The 17,453-nt window shown below is 56.8% G+C and carries 21 protein-coding genes; 18 read left to right on the top strand and 3 right to left on the bottom strand.

The genetic code is table 11. The annotated features are described in order from the left end of the window. Window positions 1-75: 75 nt before the first annotated feature. The 10 genes from rpmD to K5845_RS17315 all read left to right on the top strand — a co-directional run bounded on the left by rpmD (window position 76) and on the right by K5845_RS17315 (window position 9,040). The gene (gene rpmD / locus K5845_RS17360; RefSeq protein WP_046476204.1) at window positions 76-270 is read left to right on the top strand and encodes a 50S ribosomal protein L30; all 195 of its coding nucleotides are present in this window, start codon (window positions 76-78) and stop codon (window positions 268-270) included. A 42-nt stretch (window positions 271-312) separates the two neighbouring features. Then, window positions 313-837, top strand: coding sequence for a 50S ribosomal protein L15 (gene rplO, locus K5845_RS17355; RefSeq protein ID WP_046476207.1), 525 nt, complete (start codon window positions 313-315; stop codon window positions 835-837). A gap of 300 nt (window positions 838-1,137) precedes the next feature. After that, window positions 1,138-2,526: a preprotein translocase subunit SecY gene (secY, locus tag K5845_RS17350; protein WP_046476211.1), complete on the top strand. Its 1,389-nt coding sequence runs from the start codon at window positions 1,138-1,140 to the stop codon at window positions 2,524-2,526. Next, window positions 2,523-3,167, top strand: a complete 645-nt coding sequence (locus K5845_RS17345) for an adenylate kinase (protein ID WP_046476215.1) — start codon at window positions 2,523-2,525, stop codon at window positions 3,165-3,167. Before secY ends, K5845_RS17345 begins: the two co-directional genes overlap by 4 nt. A 222-nt stretch (window positions 3,168-3,389) precedes the next feature. Beyond that, window positions 3,390-3,758, top strand: a complete 369-nt coding sequence (rpsM, locus tag K5845_RS17340) for a 30S ribosomal protein S13 (RefSeq protein ID WP_046476218.1) — start codon at window positions 3,390-3,392, stop codon at window positions 3,756-3,758. A gap of 116 nt (window positions 3,759-3,874) precedes the next feature. Next, window positions 3,875-4,270, top strand: a complete 396-nt coding sequence (gene rpsK / locus K5845_RS17335) for a 30S ribosomal protein S11 (RefSeq protein WP_046476223.1) — start codon at window positions 3,875-3,877, stop codon at window positions 4,268-4,270. A 152-nt stretch (window positions 4,271-4,422) separates the two neighbouring features. Continuing rightward, window positions 4,423-5,439, top strand: a complete 1,017-nt coding sequence (locus tag K5845_RS17330) for a DNA-directed RNA polymerase subunit alpha (protein WP_046479824.1) — start codon at window positions 4,423-4,425, stop codon at window positions 5,437-5,439. A 144-nt stretch (window positions 5,440-5,583) separates the two neighbouring features. After that, window positions 5,584-6,015, top strand: a complete 432-nt coding sequence (gene rplQ / locus K5845_RS17325) for a 50S ribosomal protein L17 (protein WP_046476228.1) — start codon at window positions 5,584-5,586, stop codon at window positions 6,013-6,015. A 232-nt stretch (window positions 6,016-6,247) separates the two neighbouring features. Continuing rightward, the gene (locus K5845_RS17320) at window positions 6,248-7,714 is read left to right on the top strand and encodes a Do family serine endopeptidase (RefSeq protein ID WP_052743619.1); all 1,467 of its coding nucleotides are present in this window, start codon (window positions 6,248-6,250) and stop codon (window positions 7,712-7,714) included. Window positions 7,715-7,720: 6 nt separating this feature from the next. Continuing rightward, on the top strand, window positions 7,721-9,040 hold the full coding sequence (locus K5845_RS17315) for a replication-associated recombination protein A (protein ID WP_090230775.1): 1,320 nt from the start codon (window positions 7,721-7,723) through the stop codon (window positions 9,038-9,040). 10 nt (window positions 9,041-9,050) lie between these two features. Here the strand turns inward: K5845_RS17315 and K5845_RS17310 are convergent, their stop codons facing one another. After that, window positions 9,051-9,440, bottom strand: a complete 390-nt coding sequence (locus tag K5845_RS17310; protein WP_287959596.1) for a hypothetical protein — start codon at window positions 9,438-9,440, stop codon at window positions 9,051-9,053. Between the two features lie 235 nt (window positions 9,441-9,675). Here K5845_RS17310 and K5845_RS17305 point away from each other — a divergent pair, with 235 nt between their 5' ends. The 8 genes from K5845_RS17305 to K5845_RS17270 all read left to right on the top strand — a co-directional run bounded on the left by K5845_RS17305 (window position 9,676) and on the right by K5845_RS17270 (window position 15,693). Next, the gene (locus tag K5845_RS17305) at window positions 9,676-10,227 is read left to right on the top strand and encodes a T6SS effector amidase Tae4 family protein (RefSeq protein ID WP_052743620.1); all 552 of its coding nucleotides are present in this window, start codon (window positions 9,676-9,678) and stop codon (window positions 10,225-10,227) included. A 54-nt stretch (window positions 10,228-10,281) separates the two neighbouring features. Beyond that, window positions 10,282-10,518: a hypothetical protein gene (locus tag K5845_RS17300; RefSeq protein WP_046476242.1), complete on the top strand. Its 237-nt coding sequence runs from the start codon at window positions 10,282-10,284 to the stop codon at window positions 10,516-10,518. Between the two features lie 112 nt (window positions 10,519-10,630). Next, window positions 10,631-11,017: a fluoride efflux transporter CrcB gene (gene crcB / locus K5845_RS17295; protein WP_046476248.1), complete on the top strand. Its 387-nt coding sequence runs from the start codon at window positions 10,631-10,633 to the stop codon at window positions 11,015-11,017. Next, entirely contained in the window at window positions 11,014-12,000 is a 987-nt protein-coding gene (locus tag K5845_RS17290) for an RluA family pseudouridine synthase (protein ID WP_287959595.1), read from the top strand. Before crcB ends, K5845_RS17290 begins: the two co-directional genes overlap by 4 nt. Before the next feature lie 65 nt (window positions 12,001-12,065). Then, a complete protein-coding gene (locus K5845_RS17285) occupies window positions 12,066-12,749 on the top strand; it encodes an HAD-IA family hydrolase (RefSeq protein WP_046476256.1) in 684 nt (227 codons plus the stop codon). Continuing rightward, window positions 12,746-13,519: an ATP12 family chaperone protein gene (locus K5845_RS17280; RefSeq protein WP_046476259.1), complete on the top strand. Its 774-nt coding sequence runs from the start codon at window positions 12,746-12,748 to the stop codon at window positions 13,517-13,519. The genes K5845_RS17285 and K5845_RS17280 overlap by 4 nt, the downstream gene beginning before the upstream one ends. A 125-nt stretch (window positions 13,520-13,644) precedes the next feature. Further along, window positions 13,645-15,177 (top strand): acyl-CoA carboxylase subunit beta, encoded by a 1,533-nt coding sequence (locus K5845_RS17275; RefSeq protein WP_046476262.1) that lies wholly within the window; start codon window positions 13,645-13,647, stop codon window positions 15,175-15,177. A gap of 171 nt (window positions 15,178-15,348) precedes the next feature. Then, window positions 15,349-15,693, top strand: coding sequence for a hypothetical protein (locus tag K5845_RS17270; protein WP_046476264.1), 345 nt, complete (start codon window positions 15,349-15,351; stop codon window positions 15,691-15,693). A 60-nt stretch (window positions 15,694-15,753) separates the two neighbouring features. Here the strand turns inward: K5845_RS17270 and K5845_RS17265 are convergent, their stop codons facing one another. Together K5845_RS17265 and K5845_RS17260 are read right to left on the bottom strand one after the other, a co-directional pair. Then, window positions 15,754-16,503, bottom strand: coding sequence for a hypothetical protein (locus K5845_RS17265; RefSeq protein WP_287959594.1), 750 nt, complete (start codon window positions 16,501-16,503; stop codon window positions 15,754-15,756). 5 nt (window positions 16,504-16,508) lie between these two features. Further along, entirely contained in the window at window positions 16,509-17,315 is an 807-nt protein-coding gene (locus K5845_RS17260; protein WP_046476269.1) for a hypothetical protein, read from the bottom strand. Between the last annotated feature and the right edge of the window lie 138 nt (window positions 17,316-17,453).

Here is a 17,453-nt window from a genome sequence, read left to right as displayed (position 1 = left end):
GCGCTACCGTTCATCCACTAGGTTGAATCAACGGGCATACTGTCGTCCCGGTTGGACCGCTGAGGTTGAAACGAAATGGCTGAGAAGAAAACGATCACGGTCGAACAGGTGCGCAGTGCAATCCGCCGCCCCGAAGTGCAGACGAAGACGCTCAAGGGGCTTGGCCTCAATAAGCTGCACCGCCGTAGAACTCTTGAAGATACGCCGTCTGTGCGTGGCATGATCAACAGCGTACGCCACTTGGTGCGTATCGTTGACGAGAAGGCCTAAGGCGCCCCACTGAAAGAATTGACGAAGAGGCTTTGTAGACTCATGCGGCTTAACGAGATCAAAGATAATCCTGGCGCGCGTAAAACGCGCGTGCGCGTCGGCCGCGGCATCGGTTCCGGCGTCGGCAAGATGGGTGGACGCGGCCACAAGGGTCAGCATTCCCGTACGGGTGTTGCGATCGGTGGCTTTGAAGGCGGTCAGATGCCGCTTTACCGGCGTTTGCCGAAGCGCGGCTTCAGCAAGTGGCGCCGTAAGGATTTCAACGAGGTGAGCCTCGGAGCGCTGCAGACCGCTATTGATGCGGGCAAGCTCGACAAAGCTCAGACGATTGACGTCTCTGCGTTGGTTGCAGCCGGCGTTCTGCGTCGTCCTAAAGACGGTGTTCGTCTGCTCGGCAGTGGGGAACTGACTGCGGCTGTAAAGCTGACGGTCGATCACGCGACAGCATCTGCCAAGGCTGCCGTCGAGAAGGCTGGTGGTAGCATTACGCTGATCGAAAAGAAAATCCTGGCTGCAGACGTCGAGAAGGCCGAAAAGTCTGCAGCTAAGAAGAAGGCAAAGGGCTGATTGCAGCGCGCTCTGCCTGAAGGAGGGAATGCCACCTCTGTTCGTTATATGGCGACTTTGAAAAGGTTGTCATGGAGCTGGGGAATGGCCAGATCATAGAGCGCGCGTCCTTCGGGGCGCGAGCTGCGTTGAGGAGGCGACTACTTTTGGGGCCGTTCGCCGGGGACATTTGGACCCGGTCTCCGCGTCGTCGCCGTGGAGAGTCGCGCTCTAACGCTCAATGAAAGCGGTGCAGTCTCGCACGGCGAAGCATTCGTCGCAGGATCGGGAGCTGCGCCCGGGTCGGGAGACACATCAGCTATGGTATCCGCTGCGGAGCAGCTTGCCTCCAACATCAACCTTTCGGCCTTTTCGAAGGCGACAGATCTCAAGAACCGCATCTGGTTCACGTTGGGAGCGCTGATCGTCTATCGCTTCGGAACGTTCATTCCTATTCCGGGTATCAACCCTGTCGCTTTCGCCGAAACGTTCAATCAGGCCTCCGGCGGCATTCTGGGGCTGTTCAATACGTTTGCGGGTGGTGCGGTGGAGCGCATGGCGATTTTCGCGCTCAATATTATGCCGTACATCTCCGCCTCGATCATTATGCAGCTGATGACCAGCGTGAACCCAAAGCTGGAAGCGCTGAAGAAAGAGGGCGAGCAGGGCCGTAAGCAGATCAACCAATACACGCGTTATCTGACGCTGATTTTGGCAACCTTCCAGGCCTACGGAATTGCTGTGGGACTTGAGGGTACCTCATCGGCTGCTGGGTCAGTTGTGACTGATCCAGGTTGGTTCTTCAGGGTGACGACCGTCATTACGCTTGTCGGCGGCACAATGTTCCTGATGTGGCTCGGCGAACAGGTTACGCAACGTGGGATCGGCAACGGTATTTCGTTGATCATTTTCGCTGGCATCGTCGCGGGTATGCCGTCGGCGCTGGCGGGGCTTTTTGAGCTTTCGCGTACTGGCTCGCTTTCGCTCTTCATGCTGTTTGTACTGTTGTTGTTGATGGCATTTGTTGTGCTGGCGATCGTGTTCGTTGAGCGTGCTCAGCGGCGGCTTTTGATCCAGTATCCGAAGCGCCAAGTGGGCAACAAAATGATGCAGGGCAATTCCTCGCACCTGCCGCTGAAATTAAACTCTGCCGGTGTTATTCCGCCGATTTTTGCCTCGTCGCTACTTTTGTTGCCGATCACGGCGGCTCAGTTCACCACGGGTCAGGGTGGCGAAGGTTCTGAATGGCTGCGCGTTATCGTGTCAGCGTTGGGCTACGGCCAACCGCTGCATACGTTGATCTATGCCGCGCTCATTATTTTCTTCGCGTTCTTCTACACTGCGGTCGTGTTCAATCCGCAGGAAACGGCCGACAACCTGCGTAAGTACGGTGGCTATATTCCCGGCATCCGGCCTGGCGCCAAGACGGCGGAATATATCGACTACGTTCTGACACGCATTACGGTTGTTGGTGCCCTTTACCTCGCTGCCGTTTGTTTGTTGCCTGAGATCATGATTTCGTATGCGGCCGTTCCGCAGACCTTCGCTGCGGTTCTTGGTGGTACGTCGTTGCTGATTGCGGTGAGCGTGACTATGGACACGGTTGCGCAAATCCAGAGCCATCTGCTGGCGCACCAATACGAAGGCTTGATAAAAAAGGCGAAACTCAAAGGTGCGTCGCCGACAACGCGCAGGGGGGGGCGGCGATGAATCTGATCCTGCTGGGACCGCCGGGCGCGGGCAAAGGGACCCAAGCGCAGGAGTTAGTCTCTAAGCGTGGGCTTGTTCAGCTTTCGACGGGTGACATGCTGCGGGCGGCCGTGAAGGCAGGTACTGACATCGGCAAGAAAGCCAAGGCGGTTATGGACGCGGGGCAGCTCGTATCCGACGATATCGTGATTGGCATTATTGCTGAGCGGATTGATCAGCCGGATTGCAAGGACGGTTTTATCCTTGACGGCTTTCCGCGTACGTTAAAGCAGGCGGCTGCGCTCGAAGAATTGCTCGCACAGAAGGGCAAGTCTCTCGACGTGGTCATCGAGATCAAAGTAGACGACGAGGTGCTGGTGGACCGGGTATCCGGGCGTTACACCTGTGCGAAGTGCGGCGCTGGATATCATGATCGGAACAAGAAGCCCAAGGTTGAGGGCGTTTGTGACGTTTGTGGAAGTACGGAATTCACACGCCGTGCGGACGACAACGCTGAAACCGTGCGCAACCGGTTAATGGCTTATTATCGTGAGACGGCGCCGCTTATCGGCTTCTATTTCGCGAAGGGTAAGCTTCACAGTGTGGATGGAATGGCGCCGATCGAAGAGGTCACTCGGCAGATCGACGAGGTGTTGGGGTAGCGTTGCGGGTGTCCAGGCTTGTCAAGGGCAAATATTGACGAACCGGGCATGCTCAGCTACAACAACGCGATTTTCTGACGCAACGAGCCGTAACTTGTCCGGCGGAGAGGGTGCCGCAGGGCAGGTGGTTGCGTTTTTTGATAACAAAATCAGCGGGATCGTGCCCAGCCTTGGTGGCTGGTTTGCTTGGTTTCCGCTCATCGATGGTTCTAGGAGACAGACGTGGCACGTATCGCTGGCGTGAATATCCCAACGCAGAAACGTGTGCTTATCGCACTTCAGTATATTCACGGTATCGGCCCGAAGATGGCGAGCGACATCTGCACGAAGGTTGGTATCCCGGCCGAACGGCGGGTGAATCAGCTGACTGACGCGGAAGTACTTCAGATCCGCGAGACGATTGACCGCGACTTCATCGTCGAAGGTGATCTGCGTCGTGAAGTCGCAATGAATATCAAGCGCCTGATGGATCTCGGTTGCTATCGCGGTCTGCGCCATCGTCGCGGTCTACCCGTGAACGGCCAGCGGACGCACACCAACGCGCGCACCCGTAAGGGGCCGGCCAAGCCGATCGCAGGCAAGAAGAAGTAACGCGCTTTAAGATGCCGGACGCGGCCTTTGGGCCATGCTTTATCCGGTGTCTTCTTGTGCCTCAGACTACGCATCGCATAGGACCGCCGCGCGCGGGAACGGAGACTTAAAACCAAATGGCGAAAGAGCAGCAGCGCGGCAAAGTGCGCCGCCGCGAGAAAAAGAACATCTCGTCGGGCGTGGCACACGTCAACGCATCGTTCAACAATACGATGATCACCATCACGGACGCTCAGGGCAACACGATTTCCTGGTCGTCTTCGGGCATGATGGGTTTCAAAGGCTCGCGTAAATCTACGCCGTTTGCCGCCCAGATGGCTGCTGAAGATGCTGGCCGCAAGGCTCAGGATCATGGAATGAAGACGCTTGAGGTTGAAGTTTGCGGTCCGGGTTCGGGTCGTGAATCGGCGCTGCGTGCGTTGCAGTCGGTTGGTTTCCAGATCACGGCGATCCGTGACGTGACACCAATTCCGCACAACGGCTGCCGGCCGCGGAAGCGTCGCCGCGTTTAACGCGCCTTGGAGCGTGCCAGCCTTTTTTCATCTGGGTGCGGCGCGGCTCGCGGGTCGCGTGCGCGGCCGGATAAATGATTTTGATACCGGAAGCTGCCCGTCGCCAGGCGATCTTCCGAACTAACCGAACGAGGCTGATCGTGACCACCCAATTGTTGCAGAAGAATTGGCAAAACTTAATCAAGCCCGCAAAGCTCGATGTTGTCGCCGGACGTGATCGCACGCGTGTTGCGACGATCGTTGCCGAACCTTTGGAGCGCGGCTTCGGGATGACGCTGGGCAACGCGCTACGGCGCGTGCTGTTGTCCTCGCTGCAGGGTGCAGCCATCCGGACTGTGCAGATCGACGGCGTGCTGCACGAGTTCTCGTCGATCCCCGGCGTTCGTGAGGACGTGACGAATATCATTCTGAACATCAAGGAAATCTCGCTGAAGGTCCACTCTGAGGGTCCAAAGCGGATGGTTTTGAAGAAGGACGGCCCAGGCCCGGCACGCGCTGGTGATATCGAGGTCAGCTCTGAGGTCGAGATCCTCAACCCCGAACATATTATCTGCCACCTTGACCAAGGCGCTTCGGTGCGCATGGAGCTAACGGCTGACATCGGCAAGGGCTACGTCGCGGCTGAGCGCAATCGGCCGGAAGACGCGCCGATCGGTCTGATCCCGGTCGACAGCCTCTACAGCCCGGTGAAGAAGGTCTCTTACAAAGTCGAGCATACCCGCGAAGGCCAGATCCTCGACTACGATAAGTTGACGATGACGGTTGAGACCGATGGCTCGATTTCTCCAGAAGATGCGGTCGCACTTGCCGCGCGCATCCTGCAGGATCAGTTGGCTGTCTTCATCAACTTCGAAGAGCCGAAGAAGCCACAGGAAGAGCAGCGTCATCCGGAGCTGTCGTTCAATGCGGCGCTTCTCAAGAAGGTGGACGAGCTGGAGCTCAGCGTGCGTTCTGCCAACTGCTTGAAGAACGACAACATCGTCTACATCGGCGATCTCATTCAGAAGACTGAAGCGGAAATGCTGCGCACGCCGAACTTCGGCCGCAAGTCGCTCAACGAGATCAAAGAAGTGCTGGCCTCCATGGGCCTGCATCTCGGTATGGAAGTGCCGAACTGGCCGCCGGATAACATCGACGAGCTGGCAAAGCGCTTCGAGGATCAATACTAAGTCACTGCTTTGTGGGGGGTGATCCGTGTCGCTGACGCGGGTCACCCACCGACAAATACTCCAACAAGGCGAGGCCGCAGAACCTCCCAAGTCACGACGGGATCAACCCGTTCTCGACGCAACCAACGTAAGGGAAAATACACGATGCGACACAAGAAGCTTGGCCGCCGTTTTTCGCGCGATAGCGGTCATCGTCAGGCAATGTTCTCCAACATGGCCGCAGCTCTCATCAAGCACGAGCAGATCATCACGACGCTGCCGAAGGCTAAAGACCTGAAGCGGGTGATGGACAAGTACATCACGCTCGCTAAGCGCGGTGATTTAAACTCGCGCCGCATCGCCGCGTCGCGTCTGCGTGACGACGATATGGTCAAGAAGCTGTTCGATGTCCTGGCAGACCGTTACAAGGACCGTAATGGTGGCTATACGCGCGTTCTTAAGGCTGGGTTCCGTTACGGGGACAGCGCGCCGCGGGCCGTGATTGAACTCGTCGATCGCGATGAGTCGGTCAAAGGCCGCGAAGATCGCGAACGCCACGAGGCAATGCTCGAAGAGCAGGCCGAAGCGAACGCTTAAAACTGGTGGGGCGACACCGTCGAGAGTGCCGCAGATTCCTTCCAGCCTCGATATTGCGAACGCCCCGAGCTCACAGCTCGGGGCGTTTGTGTTTAGCGATTGGAAACTGACGCTACCGGGCAGAATGCCGCGATGCTTCCGGTGGATGACTTGGTAGCCTATCTATGGTGCAAACAGCGATGATGGTTTGTGTCTTTTAACGGATGATCGCGAGACCGACAGGCAAAACGCTATGAGACGATTTGCAATCCTATTTGTGAGCGTAGCCCTCCTTGGAGGGCTTCTGGCGGTTGCCGGCGCTTTTGATTGGCGGCCAGGTTCTACACCGCTTGGGGCTCAGAATCGTTCCGTGGTGCAGTCCGAGCCGCAGGAGCGCGTGGTTCCACCGTCTCGGGAAGCCGTGAAGTATTCCTACGCGCCAATCGTGAAGACAGCGACGCCTGCCGTGGTCAACGTCTATGTTTCGACGCGTGTTCGGTCGTTTTCATCGCCGTTCGCGGGGCATCCATTGTTCCGGAGGTTTTTTGGCGATGACGCAGGACCTTCACGCGAACGGATGCAGTCTTCGTTGGGCTCCGGCGTCATCGTAAGTCCGGATGGCGTAATCGTAACGAATACACATGTTGTCAAAGCGCGCGGTGAGACAGAAATCCGCGTCGCATTGAGCGATCAGCGCGAATTTGATGCGCGGGTTCTAATGCAGGACGACAAGACCGATATCACCGTCTTGAAGATCGAAAGCGATGAGACTGATTTTCCTTACATGCAGTTTGAGGATTCCGATGCGGTGGAGGTCGGTGATCTCGTTCTGGCAATCGGAAACCCCTTTGGTATCGGGCAGACCGTGACCAGCGGTATCGTGTCTGCCTTGTCTCGATCGCAGATGGCTTCTGATGCCGTCTTCATTCAGACGGATGCCGCTATTAATCCAGGGAACTCAGGCGGCGCTCTTGTCGATATGTCCGGCCGTTTGGTTGGCATCAACACCGCGATCTTTACGCGGTCTGGCGGGTCTGATGGGATTGGGTTTGCTATCCCTTCAAACCTTGTGCGGCTTTACGTCGATAGCGCTGTAAAGGGCCGCAAAATCGAACGTCCATGGATCGGTGCGCGTCTTGAAGATATGTCTCGTGAGATTGCGTCGGCCCTTGATCTGAGCCGTATTTCGGGTGCGGTCGTGATGCGTATCTATAACGATGGCCCGGCTGCCCAAGCGGGTTTGGAACCTGGTGATGTCATCACCAGCGTTGATGGTTTTCAGGTCGGGGATGCCCGAAGCGTCAATTACCGCCTGACGACGAAAGGCGTGGGCAACTCGGTCACCTTGACGGTCATGCGAAAGGGCGAGCCTAAGACCGTCTCGGTCGATCTGGTCTCTATCCCGGAGCCGAAGGCGAGTGATTTCCGCAATCTTTCCGGCGAGCATCCGTTGGATGGGGCTCGGGTCGCGAATATCGGTCCAGCGATTGGAGATGAGCTGCATCTCGACGATGCCGATGGGGTGGTGGTTGTTGGGATTGCACGTATGTCAATTTCCGCAAGGTTGGGGTTCCGGCGGGGTGATGTGATCCTCGATGTGGGGGGCACGCCCGTGCATAATCTGAAGGATCTGGATGCAGCTTTGGCGCAGCGACCCGTCGAGTGGCAGATGTCGATCAAGCGTGGCGGACGACAACTTGAGCTTCGGGTGCCGGGGTAACGGATCGTGACGAACCTTTTTGAAGCGGCGGGGCTAGAGAGTGGAGCGCCGCGTCCGCTTGCCGATCGGTTGCGGCCCAAGAAACTCGATGAAGTTATCGGACAGGATCAACTCGTCGGACCGGACGGGACGCTGACGCGCATGCTGCGCTCTGGGCGTATATCCAGCATGATCCTGTGGGGACCGCCCGGCTGTGGGAAGACTACGGTTGCGCGCTTGCTGGCCAATGAAACGAAGCTTGAGTTCGAGCAGCTTTCAGCGATTTTTTCCGGCGTGCAGGACCTGCGCAAGGCTTTCGATCGCGCGAAGGCGCGGCGGGCAGCCGGTCAAGGGACGTTGCTGTTCATCGACGAGATCCACCGTTTCAACCGGGCACAGCAGGACTCTTTCCTCCCACATATGGAGGATGGGACAATCACGCTTGTTGGTGCCACGACGGAAAACCCTTCCTTCGAACTGAATGCCGCTGTCCTGTCACGTGCGGTTGTTTTGGTGTTCGAACGGCTTTCTGATGAGGCTTTGGAGGCGCTTTTACAGCGGGCGGAGGCTGAGGTCGGGCGGCGTCTGCCGCTTGCGGAGTCGGGTCGGGAAGCTCTGCGCGCTATGGCTGATGGTGACGGGCGAAGCATCATCAATCTGGCCGAGGAGGTTTTTGCTTCTGTCGCCGAGGGGCAAGAAGATGTTGATCGCGAGGGGCTCGTTCGTCTCGTGCAGCGTCGCGCGCCGCTCTACGACAAGGGGCGGGATGGTCATTACAACCTGATATCGGCTTTGCATAAGTCCGTTCGCGGCTCCGACCCTGATGCCGCGCTTTATTGGCTATGCCGGATGTTGGATGGCGGCGAGGATCGGTTGTTCATCGCCCGCCGGCTTGTGCGTATGGCCGTTGAAGACATTGGATTGGCCGATCCCCAGGCGGTGGTTCAAGCTATCGCAGCGAAGGACACCTTTGATTTTCTTGGTTCTCCGGAAGGTGAACTCGCATTGGCGCAGGCGACGATTTATTTGGCGACTGCACCGAAGTCCAATGGTGCCTACGTGGCCTACAAGGCGGCGATGCGGGCGGCTAAGGCGCATGGTTCGCTCAGTCCGCCAAAGGTCATCCTCAATGCTCCTACGAAGCTAATGGAGGACGAAGGTTACGGCTCAGGTTATGAGTACGACCACGATGCACCTGATGGCTTTTCCGGACAGAATTACTTTCCCGATGAGATGGGGCAACGGCCGAAATTTTATGATCCGCCCGAGCGTGGGTTTGAGCGTGATCTGCGTAAGCGGCTCTCCTATTGGGAAGGTCTTCGGAAGAAACGTGGCGGCAGTGCTTGAGGCTTCCTAACTACGGCGCGTTGATCCGCTTCTGCAATTGCTCAATCACAAATTCTACGGATGCGCGCTCTTCGATGTGGGGAAGAAGGCCGGGGGTGTGCAGCAGAAGCTGATATGCATCGATAGCTTTTTGAATTTCCGCAACGTATTCCTCTTTTGAGAGCTTTGAGCGTTTGATATCGGCAGCGAACGCCTGACACGTGGCGTAGAGATGGTGAATTCGTCCATCGGCGCCGGGGCGTTTTCGGGCTTCATCCGCCAGCTTTGCGCAGGTTACGTGGTCGCCTTCGACGGCTGCCATCCGAGCTTTGGATACGATGTCCATGTCCGCTGTGGCGTTGGCGGCTCCAACAAAAAGCGTGAGGCAGACGATCGCAGACTTCGTTCCTGTTCGAGCCATTCCGAGACTCCCTGGCTGGTGGGAAAAGCGTTGCCGATCAGATGCTTTCGTCGGAACGAAAGGGGCAGTATAGTCCGATCCGGGTGTTTTGAGGGGCCGCTTTTCAGATTGGCTTTTGCGTTCGTCTTTGGACGTTCACGGAAAGCTTGCAATATTGCCATGCTGCAGGCGCGTTTTTGTCCTTTGTGACATGGTGCAGATTATCGGCAGCTTGGATTGAGAACGGAGTGGTGCGTTGACGGTCGAGTTCAAAAATCTGTGGCGCGGGCATCCGTTTAACGAGAGCATTACGGCGCCCTGTATTGCCGATAAGCAGCTCGTCAATCTTGAGGGCAAGACAATTCTTCCGGGTTTTCCGGTTTACGCAAATCAATGTGCGATCCGCATGAGCGTTGCGTTGAAGCGTGCCGGTGTTACACCGGACCAACTTGGACGTGTGACGACTTGCAATGCGCACCCGCGCGAAGAGATGCACTATATCAACGCCAGTCAGCTTGCCCACGCTATCAATTCCGCGAATCTGCCGGGTTTTGCACCCGTCCAGAAGATCGTCGGAGCCGATGCTGCGCAGTTTTATCCGACGCTTTTTGGGCGTACTGGCGTTATCTTCATCCAGGATTATTGGCACCGCTCGTCGGATGCACCTGGCCGTCCGACCGGCGACCATATCGACGTTTGGAACGGCTATCGTTCGAGCGCTAAATGGCTGATGGAATGGTTTTCCTGGCTCGGTTACTACTCGAATTACGCAGATGCAGGTCAAATCTGGTTCTGGGAAGTGAAGTAGCGGTGCGGCAATGATGGATATCCGTTCTGCCAAAACAATGCAGGGGAGGCTGTAATGCGGTATCTGTTGGCGATTATTTTCGGTGGCGCCGCGGCATTTGCGGCAACCATGACAATTAGCTCCCCCATTGCTTCCTGGGTTGTCGGTAAATTTGCCTTCGAGAGCCCGGATCAGGTATCCAACGCACACGATGCCCTCTTTATGGGGGGCAACTTCATCGCGTTGCTGATCGGCTTTGCGATTGGGTGGGTCGTGGGGGCCAAAATTGAAGGCCGCGACGAACCAGCTTAACGCGCTTCTCACCCCAGGTTTATTCTTTTTGCCGACAGGCCTGGGTATCCCGGGGCGGTCAATGCTATAGGCCTGTGGGTAATTCTGCCGTTACCGGCCTGGGAAATTTGCGATGAAACTGTTGTTATATGCCTGCGCCGGCGGAGCCTTTGGCGCAGGGGCCAGATACCTTGTTGGCGTGGGTGTAACCCGCTTCGTCGGTATTAACGCGATGTTTCCGTGGGCCACACTCTGCGTCAACGTTGTGGGTTCATTCCTGATGGGGGTGCTCATAGAATCCTTGGCGCTCAAATTTCAGGCATCGCTGGAATTGCGCACGTTGTTTGCCACCGGTGTCCTCGGTGGTTTCACGACGTTTTCCGCGTTCTCTCTCGATTTCGTAACGCTGATGAGCCGGAAGGAAAGCTTGCTTGCGGGCGTTTACGTTGCCAGTTCCGTGGGCTTATCGATTTTAGCTTTGTATGCTGGGCTTGCACTTGCCCGCCAGGTTTTGACATGAGCGACCCCGTTGAAAGCATCCCCGTGACCCCGGACGAAGTTGGGTTGCGGCTCGACCGCTGGTTCAAGATCCACTTTCCGGATGTGACCTACGGCTACCTTCAGAAGCTGTTGCGGTCCGGGCAGGTGCGCGTGGACAGCCGCCGTGTTCTGGCGAATGCACGGCTTGAAGCGGGGGAACGTGTCAGGGTACCAAAGGCGGTCCGTCAACCTCCGCGCGCCAAGCCATCCGTGAAGCCGCCACCTGGGCTGTCAAAGGCTGATCGCGATCTCATTGAGGGGATGATTCTGTTCGAGGATGATCACGTGGTCTTGCTCAACAAGCCGTTCGGGCTTGCCGTCCAGGGTGGGACGGGAACGAAGCGACACATTGATGGTCTTCTCGCCGGCATGGTGGATCGGTTCGGAGACCGGCCCCGATTGGTGCATCGTCTCGACCGCGATACGACGGGGGTGTTGCTGATTGCGAAGCATCGGGACGCAGCAGCCAAGCTGGGTCGCATTTTTCAAACGCGTTCCGCAGCGAAAACATACTGGGCGCTCGTAAATGGCGTTCCCAAGCCCGTGCAGGGTAAGGTTGAAGCAGCGCTGGTCAAGGCTTCGGGCCCCGACGGTGACAAGGTGCGCAAGGCACGGCCTGGCGAACAGGATGCGGCCATGCATGCCACAACGCATTATTCCGTTATTGATCGGGTAGGGCAAAAAGCTGCCTGGGTTTCACTGAAGCCGGTCACAGGCCGTCAGCATCAGCTGCGTGCACACATGGCCCTTATCGGTCATCCGATCGTTGGCGATAACAAATACGACGGCGACAAGAACCTGCCCGCCGAGAATATCGAGAATAAGCTGCACTTGCACGCGCGCAGACTGGTGCTCCCGCACCCGTTTGAGAAGGCCAAGATCGATGTCACCGCGCCTCTGCCGGATCATATGCTGCGGAGCTGGGAACTCCTTGGACTCGATGTACGGCAGTTCGAGCGGTGATTTGTTGTTACGCATCACGACGATGCCAACCGAGCGGCATCATTGGCAACGAAAGTGATTGAAGCATGAAATTGGTAATCTTCGATTGCGACGGAACGATCGTCGACAGTCAGCATGCTATCGTTTCGGCTATGGGCCGCGCATTCTACACCCATGGCCTTGTCGCACCGCATCGCGAGAGTGTGCTGTCCGTAGTTGGCTTATCGCTTGCCGAAGCCATTCAACGGCTGCTGCCGCCTGAGGCTGGGGTGGAGCAAATTGCTGGTTTGGCCGAGACCTATAAGACGTCCTTTCAAGAGCTGCGTCGCGATCCTAATCACAGCGAGCCTATGTTTGATGGGATGCGCGGTGTCATTGAGACACTCGCTGTTCGCGAAGATGTCGTGCTTGGCGTCGCGACCGGCAAATCGCGACGCGGCGTTGCAGCGCTATTTGAGCGTGAAGGTTTGACGGATCTCTTCATGACTATTCAAACCGCGGACGATCATCCGTCGAAGCCCCATCCTTCCATGATCTTCAAGGCTATGTCCGAAGCCGATAGCGGGCCTGATGAAACCGTTATGATCGGAGACACGACGTTCGACATTGAAATGGCGCTCGGTGCGAACGTTGGGGCGATCGGCGTGGAGTGGGGCTATCATCCCAAGGAGGCGTTGATCGCATCAGGGGCGGATCTTGTGGTCGCGCACGCTCACGGCTTGGAGACAGCGATTGAACGTGTATTCCGCGATAACGAGGCAGCAGCATGACCGAGGAGCGGCCAGACAAGCCGCCTGAGAATAAGACGCCGGGTCGTGAGCCGCTTGGCGCAAAGCTCCCTCGCCGCTTTTATAAGGACGTGGAGGTTATCCGCGACGGCGATGGTTATCAGATCGCGCTCGACGGCCGGCCTGTAAAAACGCCGAAGAGGGCGCCACTTGCCGTTGCGCATGCGCCGTTGGCTGAAGCCATGGCGGACGAGTGGCGCACGCAGGGGGATCTGATAGATCCTGAAACCATGCCGATGACAAAACTCGTGAATACGGCACTTGATGCTGTCACGGGGCAGGAGGCTGCCGTTGCGGCGGATATCGCAGCATTCGCAGGGTCGGATTTGATCTGTTATCGGGCGGCGCATCCAAACGAACTTGTGACACTACAGGCACGTGCCTGGGGACCCCTATTAACATGGGCGCATCAGGATTTGGGTGCGCGCTTTGTGCTCGCCGAGGGCGTAATGCCAGTCGCTCAGCCGAACGATGCTCTCGAGGCCGTGGCGGCTGTTATTTCTGACTATGATCCGCTTTCGCTCGCTGGTCTGCATGTGATGACGACGTTGACGGGATCGGCGTTGATAGCGTTGGCGCACGCTAAAGGCCTGTTAACAGCGGAAGAAGCGTGGGCGGCCGCGCACGTGGATGAGGATTTTCAGATCTCTCAATGGGGTGCAGATAGCGATGCGTCAGCGCGCCGCGCACGGCGTTGGGCTGAGTTCCAAGCGGCCAGCAGGCTTGTCGGTTTTGTCAACGATAGCGGATAATTTCGTTGACGGGGAGCGAGATGCCTATGCTGGTTACGCTTGCGTCTGCTGCGGTGCATGGTATCTGAGCCGATGCTCTGTGCATTTTCTGCAACTACAACAATCGTTACAATAAAGGTCCGTTCATGAAAGCAGTCATCGAGGAGCTCGAGAAGCGACGCGCGGTTGCGCGGCTTGGTGGTGGTCAAAAGCGTATCGATGCACAGCACGGCCGCGGGAAGCTGACCGCGCGTGAGCGCATTGAGCTTCTGCTGGATGACGGCTCCTTTGAAGAGTTTGATATGTTCGTCGAACATCGCTGTAGCGATTTTGGCATGGAGGCAACGAAGTTCCCGGGTGATGGCGTTGTCACCGGCTGGGGGACGATCAATGGTCGCGTTGTTTATGTTTTTGCGAAGGATTTCACTGTCTTCGGTGGGTCTTTATCGGAAACGCATGCCCGCAAGATCACCAAGATCCAGGATATGGCGCTGAAGAATCGCGCGCCGATCATTGGGTTATTCGACGCCGGTGGTGCACGTATTCAAGAAGGCGTCGATGCGCTGGGTGGTTACGGTGAGGTGTTCACGCGCAACGTGCTGGCATCTGGTGTGATCCCGCAGATTTCCGTGATCATGGGGCCGTGTGCGGGGGGCGATGTCTACTCGCCGGCTATGACTGATTTCATCTTCATGGTCCGGGATACGAGCTACATGTTCGTCACCGGGCCTGACGTGGTGAAGACCGTCACCAATGAGACGGTTACCGCGGAAGAATTGGGTGGCGCGAAAGTACATACGTCGAAGTCTTCCATCGCCGATCGAGCCTATGACAATGATGTTGAGGCACTTCTGCAGATGCGCCGTTTGCTGGACTTCCTGCCAGCTAACAACATGGATGGGGTTCCCGAGCTGCCGACATTGGACCCGGCTGGGCGGCTTGATCCCTCACTGGATACGCTTGTTCCCGACAATCCGAATGTTCCTTACGACATCAAGGAACTGATCACGAAGGTCGCTGATGAAGGCGATTTCTTTGAGATCCAAGAAGCATTTGCCAAGAACATCGTGACTGGCTTCGCGCGCATGGAGGGGCGGACTGTTGGCATCGTCGCGAACCAGCCTATGGTTCTGGCTGGCGTGCTCGACTCGGATGCTTCTCGCAAGGCTGCGCGCTTTGTGCGTTTCTGCGATTGCTTCGATATTCCGATTGTTACGTTCGTCGATGTGCCGGGCTTCCTGCCCGGTACCGCTCAGGAGTATGGCGGACTTATCAAACACGGCGCGAAGCTTCTGTTTGCCTATGCAGAAGCTACAGTTCCGAAGATTACCGTGATCACGCGCAAGGCCTACGGCGGCGCTTACGATGTTATGAGCTCGAAGCACATTCGTGGTGATGTGAACTATGCTTGGCCAACGGCCGAGATTGCCGTGATGGGTGCGAAAGGCGCTGCCGAAATTCTGTATCGCTCTGAATTGGGGAATGCGGAGAAGATCGCTGCGCGGATTGCCGACTACGAAAAGCGGTTTGCAAATCCATTCGTGGCTGCCGAGCGCGGTTATATCGATGAGGTGATCAAGCCCTCGAGCACACGACAGCGGATTTGCCGGGCGCTTAACATGCTGCGAAATAAGACGCTCGAGAATCCCTGGAAGAAGCACGATAATATCCCGCTCTAAGGCTCTGGCCTGACCGTAGAATCAGCCAGTTTTTTCGGCTGAACCGCAAAATGAACGATCGCTGACAGTCGAGTTCAGGGGCGGTTCAAAGGAGGTGGTTCAACATCCCATCATCGAACGGTGCGGCGAGCTTAGGCCCGACTGACCCAGGGATAAAACGGAGATGATGGGATGTTGAAGATTACGACTGCAATTTTGGTAGCTGCTGGGGTGATTGGTGGCCTTGCGACGAGTGCGAGCGCCGCTGACCGGACGAGCCATCGTCTAGACCGTCAAGCTGCTGCAATCGAAGCTGGCCGCAAGTCAGGTAAGATTACGTGGACTGAAGGCATCAAACTGCGCAGCGAACAGCGCCAGATTGCCCGCCTTCGTGGTCGGTTCCTCGCCGACGGAAGGCTTTCGGCTGCGGAGAGGCGTATTCTGAACTCCAAGCTTCGGACCGCGCGGACCAACATCAAGTCTGAGAAACGGGACAGTCACAAGCGCTGGAGCTCACTGCCGCGTGTTGGTCGCTAAAGGCGTTTGGGAGGGAGATTGGTGCCGGCGGGGAGAAAATTCCCTCCGGCACATTATTAGCTACATTACTTGACGCCAGATGATGGCGATGATTGCAAGCACAAGCACTGCGCTTGCTACGACCACTGCGCGTTGGCCCTTGCGCAGGAGGCGGCTGAGTTTGAATTGCGCGCGGCTAGCCTGGAAGTGTTCGATGACTGCGTTAGGACCCTCGCTGTCGAAAATCTTCGAATATGCGCGCGGCAGCGCTGTGAAGGTTATGCCTTCAAAGTTTGGGAAGGCCATGTAAATCATGTCTTCGTCAAGTGTTAGAAGACCGGTACGCTTTTCCTGATCGCGCCAGTGCTCAGCAAACTTTCGACCACCCAGCGTATTGCGGATGTAAAGTGTTCCGGCTGCGATACTGAGCAGGGGTTTACGCCCTCTCTTCGTGGGGGCAAATAAGAGCGCTACGTCTGTCGTGACTGTGTCGAAGAATGCAGGTTTGTCGTTCACCACCGCGTCGGCGTCAAGGTAGAGCACGTCATGCTCTGGAAACTTGTTCAGACATTCGACCACGAATGACGGCTTCACGCGCGTAGTGGCTTCCCAGCTGCCTTTGTATTCAACGCATTTGAGGTGGTAGTTCAGGCCCAACGTATCGAGCGAGGCTTTCAACCGCAAAACGTTTTCTAGATAGCTTGGCGTATAAAACGCGCACACGACATATCGTTGGCCGCCACGCAGTGACGTGACCTCGGTTGGCAAGGTGGCCGACCGATCTTCAACTGTTGGTACAACGCCTGAGATGGCGTTACGCTGATGAGTCATTGGGATCATTCGTACCAATAATCCCCTATCCATGAGGCCGGCAGGAATCTCCTGCGGGTGGGGCGGAAACTAAACCCGGTTCCGACGCGCTTATTGCTCTCATGCTCTCCCCTTAGTGCGCTAGCAGGGGTGATGGAGCCATAGAACACCAGGATTTTGGCCTGTTGAGGTTTCTTCGGCGTCGCAAAGAAGCGCAGGATCCGGTTGCGCGGAAGGCAGTCGCGCGAAAAAGGTACGCACCATTCCTGCGGCCAAAAAGTGACCTCGTCGACTGCTTTCGTGAGAAAGTTCTGCTCCTTAGAAGCGTAAGTTTCGACGATTTCCCGCTCTGGTGTCGCGTAGAAACGCTCAAGTACGGCACTTTCGCGACCGATGAAGTAGCGCACAACCGAGCTGTTGCCGTATCCGAGGTGGGGATCTTTCCATTCGCGGATGATGCAAAAACGCCCCGGATAGATGAGCAGGTCGTCGATATTTTCAATAATCACGATATCGAGATCAAGGAACAGCGTCATTCCTTGCAAGCCACCGAGCTCCGGTGCCATGAGGCCTAGTTTGGGCCAATATTTGCCGAGGCTCTTGTCAAAATCCACACTGGGTAGAGGCTGACACTCGACTTCGGGCCGAATGCCTTTGGGATCGTCGGTGAAACAGACAAAACGGAATTTCCAGGACGTTGACCGCGACACCATGCCGTAGAGGCGATTGACCCATTCCGGGCCGTAACGGTCCCCCCATTTCATGCATACGATGTTAACGAATTGCTCCGCCTGAGCCTTGGCGAAATCCTCCTGCCATCCGGCTGTTGGCATATGCGGTGTGCTTTCCTGCTGATTACCCTATAGTTCCCGCGCGGGGCACATTCGCCGTCAACGCGGGGTTTGGCAAGTTATGTATATGGCTAAGGCCCCCCGATCGCCCTGCGACCCAGCTTCGCGTTAGGGGATTCG

Source organism: Filomicrobium sp. (assembly GCF_025698805.1).
Taxonomy (GTDB): Bacteria; Pseudomonadota; Alphaproteobacteria; order Rhizobiales; family Hyphomicrobiaceae; genus Filomicrobium; species Filomicrobium insigne.
Note: the sequence above shows the minus strand (reverse complement) of the source record. Positions and strands in the feature narration are given on the sequence as shown.

What these genes read in the sequence shown, in the direction of transcription:
- K5845_RS17345 (WP_046476215.1), top strand. Translation starts at nt 2,523, where the DNA reads ATGAATCTGATCCTGCTGGGACCGCCGGGCGCGGGCAAAGGGACCCAA.
- K5845_RS17280 (WP_046476259.1), top strand. Translation starts at nt 12,746, where the DNA reads ATGACCGAGGAGCGGCCAGACAAGCCGCCTGAGAATAAGACGCCGGGT.
- K5845_RS17285 (WP_046476256.1), top strand. Translation starts at nt 12,066, where the DNA reads ATGAAATTGGTAATCTTCGATTGCGACGGAACGATCGTCGACAGTCAG.
- K5845_RS17265 (WP_287959594.1), bottom strand. Translation starts at nt 16,503, where the DNA reads ATGACTCATCAGCGTAACGCCATCTCAGGCGTTGTACCAACAGTTGAA.
- K5845_RS17320 (WP_052743619.1), top strand. Translation starts at nt 6,248, where the DNA reads ATGAGACGATTTGCAATCCTATTTGTGAGCGTAGCCCTCCTTGGAGGG.
- crcB (WP_046476248.1), top strand. Translation starts at nt 10,631, where the DNA reads ATGAAACTGTTGTTATATGCCTGCGCCGGCGGAGCCTTTGGCGCAGGG.
- K5845_RS17310 (WP_287959596.1), bottom strand. Translation starts at nt 9,440, where the DNA reads ATGGCTCGAACAGGAACGAAGTCTGCGATCGTCTGCCTCACGCTTTTT.
- secY (WP_046476211.1), top strand. Translation starts at nt 1,138, where the DNA reads ATGGTATCCGCTGCGGAGCAGCTTGCCTCCAACATCAACCTTTCGGCC.
- K5845_RS17300 (WP_046476242.1), top strand. Translation starts at nt 10,282, where the DNA reads ATGCGGTATCTGTTGGCGATTATTTTCGGTGGCGCCGCGGCATTTGCG.
- K5845_RS17270 (WP_046476264.1), top strand. Translation starts at nt 15,349, where the DNA reads ATGTTGAAGATTACGACTGCAATTTTGGTAGCTGCTGGGGTGATTGGT.
- rpsK (WP_046476223.1), top strand. Translation starts at nt 3,875, where the DNA reads ATGGCGAAAGAGCAGCAGCGCGGCAAAGTGCGCCGCCGCGAGAAAAAG.
- rplQ (WP_046476228.1), top strand. Translation starts at nt 5,584, where the DNA reads ATGCGACACAAGAAGCTTGGCCGCCGTTTTTCGCGCGATAGCGGTCAT.
- K5845_RS17290 (WP_287959595.1), top strand. Translation starts at nt 11,014, where the DNA reads ATGAGCGACCCCGTTGAAAGCATCCCCGTGACCCCGGACGAAGTTGGG.
- rpmD (WP_046476204.1), top strand. Translation starts at nt 76, where the DNA reads ATGGCTGAGAAGAAAACGATCACGGTCGAACAGGTGCGCAGTGCAATC.
- K5845_RS17275 (WP_046476262.1), top strand. Translation starts at nt 13,645, where the DNA reads ATGAAAGCAGTCATCGAGGAGCTCGAGAAGCGACGCGCGGTTGCGCGG.
- K5845_RS17260 (WP_046476269.1), bottom strand. Translation starts at nt 17,315, where the DNA reads ATGCCAACAGCCGGATGGCAGGAGGATTTCGCCAAGGCTCAGGCGGAG.
- rplO (WP_046476207.1), top strand. Translation starts at nt 313, where the DNA reads ATGCGGCTTAACGAGATCAAAGATAATCCTGGCGCGCGTAAAACGCGC.